The organism is Brevibacillus parabrevis (assembly GCF_022701015.1).
GTDB lineage: Bacteria > Bacillota > Bacilli > Brevibacillales > Brevibacillaceae > Brevibacillus > Brevibacillus parabrevis.
Map to the genome: position 1 here is coordinate 3811345 of NZ_CP064090.1, position 12714 is coordinate 3824058.

Below are 12714 nucleotides of genomic sequence, written 5' to 3' on the forward strand. Positions count from 1 at the left end.
GGAGTGAGTGGAGTGGTGGATGAAGAGTTGATCCATTCAAAAATCGCGATCGTCGGCATGTCCTGCCGTGTTCCCGATGGCGATACCCCTTTGGCTTTTTGGCAAAACATCGTCCGCGGTGTGGAATCGATCAAGACGTTTACGGATGAGGAATTGAAGGAGGCAGGCGTTCCTGCTGATCTCCTTCACGACCCGCACTATGTAAAAAGAGGGGCCGTCCTGAACGATACAGCGTATTTCGACGCGGGCTTTTTCCGTTATACAGCCAAGGATGCCGAGATTACCGATCCGCAGCATCGCGTCTTTCTCGAATGCGCCTGGGAAGCGCTTGAGGATGCGGGCTGCGTCCAGGATATCGAGCGTCTTGTCGTGGGCGTGTACGCCAGCTCGTGCATCAGCAGCTACTTTTTGCGTCTGTACGAAGATCAGGAGCTGGTAAAACGGCTTGGGCACGTGCAAATCGGCATCGGCAACGAAAAAGATTTTCTCGCTTCCAAGGTGTCGTTCAAGCTCGGCTTGCGCGGTCCTTCCGTCAATGTGCAGACAGCGTGCTCTTCCTCCTTGGTCGCGGTTCATTTGGCCAGCCAAAGTCTGCTGAATGGCGAGTGTGACATGGCGCTGGCAGGGGGCGTGACGATCCGCAGTGAACAGACAGCAGGCTATGTCTACCAAAAAGAAGGCATGGTTTCTCCGGATGGACATTGCCGTGTCTTTGATGCCGACTCTGCGGGAACGGTTTTTGGCAATGGCATCGGCATCGTGGTCTTGAAGCGGTTGGCAGATGCGATTCGCGATCGCGACAACATTCAGGCGGTCATCTGTGGCACGGCGGTCAACAATGACGGAGAAGAAAAAATCGGGTACACCGCGCCGAGTCCAATCGGTCAGGCGCAGGTCATTCACGAGGCGCTCACCGTCGCCAACGTTTCGCCGCGGGAAATCAGCTATATCGAAACGCATGGAACCGGAACCGAGCTGGGCGACGCGATTGAAATAAAAGCACTCAAAGAGGTTTTCCAGGCCGAGGCGACCTCGCGCCAATTTTGCGCCATCGGGTCTGTCAAACCGAATATCGGCCACCTGGATACGGCAGCGGGCATCATCGGTCTAATCAAGACAGCTCTCGCGCTGAAACATCAAGTGATCCCGCCTTGCATTCACCACGAGCAGCCGAACCCGAAGCTGGCATTGGAGCATAGTCCCTTTTACGTCAACACACGTCCGCGTTCGTGGAAAGACGTCAGCGATTCGCCGAAGGCAGGCGTCAGTTCGTTTGGCATTGGCGGGACAAACGCCCATGTCGTTCTGGAAGCAGCTCCTGTCTATGCTTCCGATGCTTCTGCGAGACAGCAGCATCTGTTTTTGTTCTCAGCCAAAACAGAAAAGGCATTGGCGAATACGTGCCGGAAAATGGCGCAATTTTTCCGTGCCCAGCCTGCGCTTTCCCCTGCGGATGTGTCGTATACGTTGCAGACGGGGCGCGCTCATTTTTCGCATCGGAAAATGGTGGTTTGCTCTTCCGTAGGAGAAGCTGCTCGCTTGCTGGAAGCAGCCGCAATCGGCACGGCAAGCGAAAGCAGGCAGGAGGAGCTTCGCACGGCTTTTTGGTTTTCAGCGCAAAACCAAGCGCTTTGCACGATGGCGCGCGAGCTGTACCAGACTGAACAGTGCTTTGCCCGCATCTTGGACGGTTATGTCCACGACTTGTCCAAAGCTGCGTTGGCTGCGCCCAGCCTGGATCGCCTTTTGACGGGTGCCGACCTGCTGCATCATGGCGACGCTTTTGACCCGATGTACGGGGAACTGAGCCAGTTTCTTTGCCAAAGTGCCTTGGCCGACTTTTTGGTTTCTCTCGGAATCAAGCCGCAGGTGGCGATTGCGGACGGGGCAGGCTTGTTTGCGGCTGTCTATCAGGCGAAGCTGGCAACCGTGTCCGACCTCGCGAAAATCATCGTCCTGAAACACAAGTGGCTTCGGGCAGCAGAGGAACAACAAAGCCGGATCGAAGCTGAACTGGCTTCGCTGTTGCGGGCAATGCCAGCGGGCAGCGCGGATCACGCTATCTTGTCCGGCGGGACTGCCGTCACGAGCGAGCTGGTTGGTCAGACAAACTTTTGGCTGCACACCATGCAAGCATCCACTTTGCCAGCGACAGCAAAGGCTCCGCTCACGGAGAGCGATGTTCACCTTGTCATTGGGATCGGGATGAAGCAGCCATCCTGGGCGGAATGCAGCCTTCCTGCCATCCATCTGTTGCCTGCGCATGGAGAGATGGAGTCGGCGGAGTGGCGTTTTGCCAACAGCTTGGGCGAGCTTTGGCAGCAGGGGGCTGCGATTGATTGGCGGGAACGGTACTCCGGCGAGAACAGAAGCCGCCTGTCCCTTCCGACGTACGGGTTCGATCGCGACAAGTATTGGTTTGAGAAAAAAGCGCGTACCGCCGCCCCTCAGCCACAGCCTAATCTTTCTCGCAAAAACGAACCGGAGAAGTGGCTGTATCGGCCTGTGTGGAAGCAATACAACGGATCTGGCCGTACCCGTACAGACGACGAGCAGTCTGGCACCTACCTGCTGTTTATCGATACGGACGGAATCGGCGAAGCGGTCAAGCAAGCGCTGCAAGCAAAAGGAAAACGCGTGTGCACGGTAAAGGCAGGGCAGCACTTTTCCAAGCTGGACCCGAATGCGTACGAGATTCATCCCGAAGAAACGGAGCAGTATCTCGCGCTGTTGCGGGAAGTGTTTACGCCGGGCCAGACCTGGAAAATCGTGCACTTGTGGAGCCTTGCAAGCGAGTGCGCAGATGCTGCCCCGGCTGCCGAGCCGTCTGTGTTTTACCGTCTGCTGCACTTGGGCCAATCGTTTGGCATGCTCGATCCGCAGCAGCAAATCCAGCTTTTCGTGATTGCGTCCGCGTCTCAATCGATCACCGGGAACGAAGCTTTGCTGCCACAGCAGGCTATGGCGCTCGGGGCGGCTCAGGTGCTCACGCAAGAATTTGGCAATGTCCGCTCGGCTTTCCTGGAAATCGAGCCGGAACCATTCGTGAAACAAGGGCAGCCTGGCATGAAGCTGCTTGTGGAGGAGCTGCTGAAGCAAGAGCCGGAAAACTTGCTCGCGATCCGCAACCGTCATAAATGGGTGCGCACGTTTGAACCGCTTCGCTTGGACCCGCCGACAACTGCACAGCCCGAAGCAGGCGGCGTGCATCTGATTCTCGGCGGCTTGGGCGGAATTGGCTTGACCGCAGCGGGGGCGTTAGCCCAGCACGGTCCAGCTACGATCATTTTGACAGGGCGTTCGCCATTTTTGCCGGAAACGCAGTGGGAGGAATACATATCCACCACTCTCCCAAGCGACCCGCTGCACCAGAAAATTCGCGAACTGATGCAGTTGCAAGCATGGGGCGCCCAAATTCATCTGTATCAGGTCGATGTAAGCGATGAAGCACAAATGAAAGCTCTTTTGGAAGAGATAGAGGCGACGATCGGACGGATTGACGGAATCATCTTTTCTGCTGGCAGAGTCGTGAGCGATTTCTTTCAGCACGCGATCCCCCATATCCGTCGCGACATGTGTGAAGCGGAGTTTGCGGTCAAACAAACAGGGCTGCTCGTTCTGGAAAAGCTGATCCGGGAAAAAGAGATCGGGTACTGCCTGGTCAATTCCTCGCTGTCCTCGATACTCGGCGGAATCGGACTCGTTGCCTATACGGCGGCTAACCAATTCATGGACAGCTTTGTGCAAAAGATGAATCAAGGGCAGCAGCGAACGCGATGGATGTCTGTCGGTTGGGACGCCTGGAACTTTTCGCTTGCCGATCCAGGCAGCCGCACAGCGACAAGCGAACGGCTGGAGCAATTGATTTCGCCCGCAGAAGGCCGACAGCTGTTTGCGCATTTGTTTTCCCTTCTGCACCAGGAAGAGCATGTCATCGTGTCCACGACAGACCTGGAGCCGCGGCTTGAGCAGTGGGTAAACCGCCCTCGCTACATACAAGCAGGCAAGCAAGAGAGCCAGAAAGAGATTCCCCTGGAGCAACTGCTGCAGGAGACGATTCAGGACGCGATTGGGAATGCGAACATGGGACTGGACGACAATTTCTTTGATGCAGGCGTCACGTCGCTTGATATTGTCGGGATCAACGATATTCTTCAGAAAACGATTCAGAAGCCTGTTCTGATCTCTTCCTGGTTCGAATACCCGACCATCCGCAAGCTGGCCGGGTACCTGAAAGCGGAAGACAACGATACGGCGGCAAACGATCATGGCTTCGATCGCTCTGAAATTGTCCATAAAGGGATGGATAAATTAAAGCTGCTGCGCCAAAAAGGAAAGGAGGTGCGAAATGGCTGACACGCGAAACTTCAACGGCCTGGAAATCGCCGTGATCGGCTTATCCTGCCGCTTTCCGGGAGCGAACAATCGCCAGCAATTTTGGAACAACCTCAAGGACGGGCTGGAGTCGATCACGTTTTTTAGCGACGACGAGCTTAGAGCAGAAGGAGTACCACAAGAGCTGATCGAGCATGAAAACTACGTCAAGGCTGGTGCGATCATCGATCAGTTTGAATATTTTGACGAACGCTTTTTCGGGTACAGCCCCAAAGACGCTCTGGTCATGGACCCGCAAGTTCGCCTGTTTCACGAGGTAGCCTGGGAAGCTATGGAAGACGCCGGATACGTCCCTGACCATTATCCCGGATTAGTGGGTGTCTTTGCCGGAGCATCGAGCAATTACAGCTGGAATGCCAGAGTGTATTCATATGAAGGGGAGCACCGGGATCTCTTTTCCGAAATCCAGTTGAGCAACAAAGACTTCCTCGCCTCGCGCATTTCCTACAAGTTCAATTTAAAAGGGCCGAGCTTGACGCTCACCACCGCATGCTCGACTTCGTTGACCGCCATTCATGCCGCTTGCCGCAGCTTGCTCAGCGGCGAATGCGACATGGCGATTGCAGGTGGCTGCTCGATTTTGATTCCGCACAAGAGCGGATATATGTACGAAGAAGGGCACTTTCTGTCAAAAAACGGCCAAATTCGCGCTTTTGACGAAGCGGCATCCGGCATTCTGTTCGGGAACGGCGTCGGGGTGGTCGTGTTAAAGCCGCTGGAAAATGCGCTGGCGGACAAAGACCATATATGGGCGATTATCAAAGGCAGCGCCGTCAACAACGACGGCAACCGCAAAGCGGGATACATGGCTCCAAGCGTCGAGGGGCAAAAAGAGGTCATTCAAAGCGCCTTGCAGCTCTCCGATGTAGAGGCGGAAAGCATCTCGTACATTGAAACGCACGGGACTGGAACACAGCTTGGAGATTCCATCGAGTTTACGGCGCTCAAGCAAGTGTTTCGCGAGCGGCAAAGCGAGTGCGTCCTAGGCTCGGTCAAAAACAACATCGGCCATCTCGATGCAGCGTCAGGAGTAGCGGGTTTCGTGAAGACCGTCCTCGCCCTGAAGCACCGCCAGATCCCGCCGATGATCAATTTTGCCAGGAGCAATCCGGCTTTGGACATGGAAAACAGCCGCTTTGCGATCAACACCACACTGCGCGAATGGCAGCGTGGAGCGTATCCGTTGCGGGCGGGAATCAGCTCGTTTGGCGTCGGGGGGCAAAATGCGCATCTGATCGTCGAGGAAGCGCCAGAGGTCAGCGAATCGCTGGATACAGAGCAGCAGCCACAGCTCGTTTTGCTGTCCGCGCAAAACAGCGAATCGCTGGAACAAATGGCAGACAATCTGGCAAAGCATCTCGAAGAGCACCCCGAGATCAAGCTGCAAGATGTCGCCTACACCCTGCAAAAGGGCCGGAAGTCATTTGAATACCGCAAGCAAATCGTTTGCAAGAGCCGTACCGAGCTGATCCGCGCCTTGACGGATAAAGGCTCCCGGCAGGCACAAGCTTACCGTGCGGATGGAGAGCCTGGACAGATCGTATTCATGTTCTCCGGCCAAGGCTCGCAATACGTCAATATGGGGCGCGAACTGTATGAACAGGAGCAAATTTTTCGAGAGAGTCTCGATCATTGCTTCTCTCTGCTTCAACGATATTCCCCGGTCGATTACCGTTCCATTTTGTTCCCGCGTGATGAGCAGCAGGAGCAGGCCAAGCAGGCACTCGCCAGCCTCGATCACGGGCAAGTGATTTTGTTTGTGTTCGAGTACGCACTGGCCCAGCTTGTGATGGAGTGGGGAGTTCAACCGGATGCCGTGATCGGCTACAGTCTGGGTGAATATATCGCGGCTACCATCGCTGGGCTGTTCACGCTCGAACAGGCGCTGCAGCTCGTACTCAAGCGCGGGGAGCTGTTTCGCAGGCTGCCTGATGGCAAAATGCTGAGCATTCCGCTCTCTGTGGCGGAAGTGACTCCGTTTTTGTCTGACTCGCTGGAAATTGCCATCGACAATCAAGCGTCCTGCGTAGTCGGCGGCCCGACACCGCTCATTGTGGAGCTGGAAGAGAAGCTGAAACAGGACAAACGGATGTGCACGCCGCTGCCGTTCCCCAAAGTGATTCATACGTCACGGGTCGAATCGATACTGGACGATTATCAGGCCGCTTTACAGCCGGTAGCCTTTCAGGATATGCAAATTCCTTTTCTCTCCAGCGTGACAGGAGAATGGGCAGAGCAGGCAGACTTGGCAGCTCCTGACTATTGGCTGCGCCAGTTAAAAGACACCGTGCAGTTTACGAAAGCGCTCCAGTTGTTTGCAAACCAGCGCGCCGTATTTATCGAAATCGGGCCAGGACACGATTTGAGTGCGCTGGCAAAACGGACGTTCGACGCTGGAACCGTATCTGTTTCCGGGCAGAACATACTGAACCTGATCCCGTATGCCAACAGCACTGTCTCGGAGCAGCTTCATCTGTACAAGCGGCTCGGCAAGCTGTGGCAGTACGGTGTGAAGCTGGACTGGGACAAAGTCAACCCGGATGGAACGCGGATTCCGTTGCCCACCTATCCTTTTATGCGCAAAAAGTTCTGGCTGGAAGCGGCCTCGTTTCAGCCGCAGGCAGCGAGTTCGCAACAGTTGGCGAGGAAGCCGATCGAGGACTGGTACTACGTTCCGTCATGGAAGCGGCATACCCCCGTCTTTTCAGCCAAAGACAGTACGTACAAACAGAAGCGGCGGCTGATTTTTGCCGAGCAGTCGAAAGTCAGTGAGCTTTTGACGCAGAAAGTACAGCAGTTGAGCGAGCAGTGTATTGTCGTTTGCAAAAGTGCGCAGCGGCAGCAGATTCGCGGCAACGAATTTGCGATCAATCCGGGCCAGGACGAAGATTACGACTGGCTGTTTCAACAATTAAAAGACAGTTCGTTCACGCCCGATGAGGTTATCCACATGTGGAGCTTAGAAGAGGCCGGGGCGTTGCCGAGCCTGGAGATGACACTGGACAACGGCTACTACAGCTTGCTCGCGATTGCCAAGGAATTTGGCAAGCATTTTGACGGACATTCGCTGGAGCTAAAAGTTTTGGCAAACAGAGTCTGCTCGGTGGCCGATGTTGGCAAGCTGAACCCGCAAAAGTCGATCATGCTAGGGCCGATCAAAGTTATCCCGCTGGAATACCCGACGATTCGCTGCCATTTGTTTGACAGTGACTTCACATCGGAAGCGAACGCTCTGGACAAGGCGCTCGATTCGTTCGTCCGCCCGCTTTTGTCACAAACCTGGAACGGTATCGTCGCCTATCAAAACAAGCATTTTTGGCTGCCGACGCACGAGGCCGTCTCCTTCGATCCCAGTGACAGCATGGAGTTGAAGCCGGGAGGAACGTACTTGATCACGGGCGGTTTGGGCGGAATTGGGCTGGCCATCGCCGACTTTTTGGCGCAAAAGGCGCAAGCCACCCTGATTTTGGTGGGCAGGACGTTGTTCCCGGCTAAGGAAAAATGGCAGGAGCTGCTTGCAGACAACAACGCAGACGACAAGCTCAAGCAGACGATTCGCCGACTGTGCGCAATCGAGCAGGCAGGCGGGAGCGTTCACCTCATCCATGCGGACATCAGCGACAAGCGCCAAGTGGAAGAGCTGCTGCAAAAAGCAGACCGCCTAGGCGGGGAACTGAATGGAGTGCTCCATGCTGCTGGCGTCGCCGATGGGGAAATGATCCAGCGCTCCACCAGAGAAAGCGGCAAAAAGATGCTGGCAGCCAAGGTCGAGGGCACATCGCTGCTTTATGAAGCTGTGCGCGACAGGCCGCTCGACTTTTTTATCCTGTTTTCTTCCTTGAGTGCGTACATCCCCTCCATCGGGCAAGCAGGCTATTGCGCTGCAAACGCGTTCCTCGACTCGTTCGCAAACTATTGCCATGGAAATAATAGTCAGTTTCCCGTTTTGTCGATCAACTGGGAGAGATGGAAAGGGACGGGAATGGCAAAGGAAATCGAGGAGAAGCATCGGCAGTTGACGGGTGAGGAGCTGGCGCATGCGATCACGGAAGCGGAAGGCGTTCACATCTTTTCCCGGGTCGGGGCGATCTCGCTTCCGCAGGTTGCCATCTCTGCCTATGACTTAAACGAGCTGATTACCCGGTACCAGGACGCGCAATTCCCGCTTGTGTCAGAGGGAATCGCCTTTGATTATCCGCAGCCTGACAGCGCTGTTAAATACGAGCGGCCCGATTTGACAACGGAATATGTCGCGCCGCGAGATGAACGGGAACAGCAAATTACAGCGGTATGGGAAGCGCAGTTTGGCATGCAGCCAATCGGTGTTGACGACAGCTTGTTTGAGTTGGGCGGAGACTCGATTATGGCCCTGTCGATTGTGGGAAAAATCCAGAAGCTGTACAACGAACGCATCCCTATGGCTTATTTTCTTCACCATCCTACTGTCGCCGGACTTTCTGCCTATTTGCAGCAGACGAGTCCGAGCCAGGTGGGAGGGGTTCGCGTCGCACCGCGCAAAGACCACTATCCGCTGACGTCCGTTCAGAAGCGAGTGTACTTCCTGCAAAAAATGCACCCGTTGACAACGGTCTACAACAATCCGGGCGTGTACCAATTGGACGGGGAAGTCGAGCCGGGCAAAATCCAGCACATTTTCGAACAGCTCATCGGGCGTCATGAGATTTTCCGCACCTCCTTTGGCTTTGTCGGGCAAGAGGTCGTGCAGACTGTTCATGAGACGGTTGCATTTGCCATCGAGGAGCTGGTGCTGCCGGAAGAAGGAATGGCGGCGGCGATCTCTGCTTTTATCCGGCCGTTTGACCTGGAAAAAGCACCGCTCATTCGCGTTGGTTATGAGCCAAGCAAAAAGCTGCTGCTCATTGACATGCATCACCTCATATCAGACGAGACGTCGTATCAGCTGCTGATCAAAGATTTTCTGGCCTTTTACAAGGGCGAGGAATTGCCCGCATTGCCTGTGCAGTACAAAGATTACGCGGAATGGCATGCAGCCATGCGAGGCACTCCCGCCTTTGAAAAACAGAAACAATACTGGCTGGCGCAATTCGCGAATGGCGAGCACGAAACGAAGCTGCAGTTACCGACCGATTTCAAGCCTCCGCTTGTCCAGAGCTTTGAGGGAGATTTCGTTTCCTTTCATATTGATCGCGAGACAACCGAGCGGTTCAAAAGCATGCTGAAACAGGAAGCGGCTACAGTCAACATGGGACTATTGGCTGTATACGCTGTCCTCTTGTCGAAAATATGCCAGCAAGAGACGGTCATCGTCGGAACCCCCGTATCCGGGCGGAAGCAGACGGAGCTGGAAAATCTCATCGGGGCCTTCGTCGATACGGTTGCCTTGAAACTGAGCGTCGATGCTGCCGACTCCTTCACCCAGTTGCTGCAAACCGTCAAGCAAACGATTTCTGCTGCGCTCGACCATCAGGACTATCCGTTCGAAGAGTTAATCAACAATTTGGATATTCAGCGCGATTTGAGCAGAAATCCATTGTTTGAAACGATGTTCAGTTTCCGCGATGTGTACGACAAGACCGACCAAATCGGCGGGGTCCAGGAGATTACTTCGTTTTACAAGCATAAAACAGCCATGTTCAGCATCCGCTTTACCGCTTGGGAGGAAGGGCCGCAAATCGGGTGCGAGATTGAATACTCCACGAAGCTGTTTGCCAAAGAAACGATGGAGCGCATGGCGCGCTACTTCGCGCAGATCATGCAGCAGGCGGTAGCCGAGCCGGAAGCTGCCTTGGCAAAAGTCGAGATCATGTCCGGGCAGGAACAACAGCAGGTGCTGGTCGGCTTTAACCAAACGCGGCAGCAGGTGGACCCAGGCGCTAACGTCTTGTCGCTGTTTGAGCGCCAGGTGGAACAACATCCGGACAAAGCAGCCGTATCGCTGGGAGCAGCGTCCCTGAGCTACCGGGAGTTGGAGCAGGCGGCAAACAAGCTGGCCCGGTACTTGCAAAAACGAGGGGTGACGCGGGAACAGCCCGTAGGCATATACATCGAGCGTTCGCTTGACATGGTGATCGCCATGCTGGCTGTCCTGAAAGCAGAGGGCGCTTATGTTCCGCTCGATGCCAGCATTCCGTTGCAGCGCTTGCAGCAGATTCAAGAAGATGCTGGTGTCAACGTGATGATTTCCACCAGCGATTTGCTCGCAGACGGCAAGCTCCGCTGCCAAAGCCTCGTGCTTTTGGATCAGGAGTGGAGCGAGATTAAGCAAGAGTCTTCCTCGCCGCTGTCCGCTGCAATCGAACCGTCACAGACGGCTTACATCATCTTTACATCCGGTTCTACAGGAAAGCCGAAAGGGGTCATGGTTCCGCATCGCGCTTTGGGCAACTTTTTGCTGTCCATGTCGAGCCAACCGGGCATGACAGCCGCAGATAAGCTGCTGTCCGTGACGACCTTCTCCTTTGACATTTTCGGGCTGGAGCTGTATTTGCCGCTCATCACTGGAGCGACAGTCGTTCTTGCCAGCAAAACGGAGATGGCGGATGGCAGGCAGTTGAGCCGCTTGCTCGAAACGCACGGGATCACCGTGATGCAGGCGACGCCAGCCACGTGGAAAATGTTGCTCATGTCCGGCTGGACAGGCAATCCGCAACTGAAAGCGCTATGCGGTGGAGAAAGCCTGCCGCAAGACTTGGCGCGAGAAATGCTCGGCAAGGTCGGCTCCTTCTGGAACATGTACGGGCCGACTGAAACGACGATCTGGTCCACGATTGCCGAGATTACCGATGCAGAGCAACTGACAATCGGCAAGCCCATCGCCAATACGCAAATTTATATTTTGGACCGGGACAAAAAGCCCGTTCCCGTGGGCGTCTACGGAGAAATGTACATCGGCGGCATGGGTGTGGCATTCGGGTATATCAACAATCCGGCGCTAACGGCCGAGCGGTTTGTTGCCAATCCGTTCGACGGCGAGATGCAGCCTACGATGTACAGGACAGGCGACATCGCGCGTTTTATGGCGGATGGCACGATTCAGTGCGCGGGCAGGATTGACGATCAAGTAAAAATTCGCGGCTTCCGCATCGAACTGGCTGAGATCAAGGCGGTCATTTCCGCGTATCCCGGGATTCGCGACAATGTCGTCGTGCTGGAGTCGCTGGCGGAACGTTCCGGGAAATCCGCTGCAGATGACGAGAAAGGCTTGACGAGCTACCTGGTACTCGCGGCAGAGGCGACGATCGAGATCGATGAGCTGAAAGGGTTCCTGCTGGAGCAGCTGCCCGCTTATATGATCCCGCAGCAATTTTTCGTGATCGAGCAAATTCCGTTGAACCATAACCAAAAAGTCGACCGCAAGAAGCTGAAGTCGTTGCAGCAAACACAGCTGGTCAGCTCCAAACCGTTCAGGCAGCCGACTACCGAGGTGGAAGAAAAGCTGGCTTCCATCTGGAAAAAGCTGTTGCATCTGGAGCAAATCAGCGCCGCGGATTCGTACTTCGATCTGGGCGGAACATCGCTTACGGTGGTGCTGATGCAGGAGCAGATCAAAGAACAATTTGGACTGCAAATCCACGTAGCGGATATTTTTACCCATCCGACCATAGAGCGGCTGGCTGCGTCCATCGAAGCGGCGGTCTTTGCCTCGCAAGGAGCGGGCAAGCGCGGGGTTTCCCTGCCGACTCACTACTTCCTGTCGGCAAGCGATTCCGGCGAAAGCTTGCCTTTGGCGTTGGAACTGCCCCCTGCCACGGCAAAGGGCTTATTCCAAATCGCCCAGCTTCATGAAATGCGCATCGAGGAAGTCATGCTTGCACTGCTGTTTTACTTGCTCAAGCAGGTGTCGAACGAAGCGAGCATCTCGATCCACCTGTTGAACAAACGCGAGCAGCTCCAGTTGGTTACGCTTGACTTTTCCGGCATGTCTGACTTTGACTCGCTGTTCATGACAGTCAAGGAAAAGGTCGCCCAAGCGGAGCAGCACCAATCATTCCCATCTGTTCCGCCGTATCGGATCGGACGGGAGCAGGACAAAACGATGTTTTTGCTGTACCCGTTGGTTCCTGCTGTTTCACAAGCCGTATCGTCTTCCTTCAATGCCGTCTGGGGCTGGGAAGTCGACAGCGAGGAGCGGATCAGGATTCATCTGGAGTACGACAGCCTGCTGTTCAAAGCGGCCGAATTGAAAAAACTGGTGCAGGGCTTTGCCCATTTGGCGAAGCAGCTAGTTTCGCGCGTCGTTCATACGTAAACAGTGCCAGTCGTCGCGCATCCGGGCGACTGGTTTGTCAATTCAATAAACTGGGCGTGCTCCCGCGAAAAGCGCGTCCAGTCCCAAGC

2 protein-coding genes are annotated in these 12714 nt (G+C 55.1%); both read left to right on the forward strand.

What is annotated here, in order from left to right; translation table 11 throughout:
* The first annotated feature begins 15 nt into the window (after positions 1-15).
* Positions 16-4356 carry an SDR family NAD(P)-dependent oxidoreductase gene (locus IRJ17_RS17915; RefSeq protein WP_242771338.1) on the forward strand — a complete coding sequence of 1447 codons (4341 nt, stop codon included), beginning with the start codon at positions 16-18 and terminating at the stop codon, positions 4354-4356.
* Complete coding sequence (locus IRJ17_RS17920; RefSeq protein WP_242771340.1) at positions 4349-12625, forward strand: non-ribosomal peptide synthetase/type I polyketide synthase; 8277 nt, start codon at positions 4349-4351, stop codon at positions 12623-12625. Before IRJ17_RS17915 ends, IRJ17_RS17920 begins: the two co-directional genes overlap by 8 nt.
* Positions 12626-12714 lie beyond the last annotated feature (89 nt).

Excerpts from the sequence above, each read along its gene's own strand:
- IRJ17_RS17920 (WP_242771340.1), top strand. The coding sequence starts at position 4,349 with ATGGCTGACACGCGAAACTTCAACGGCCTGGAAATCGCCGTGATCGGC.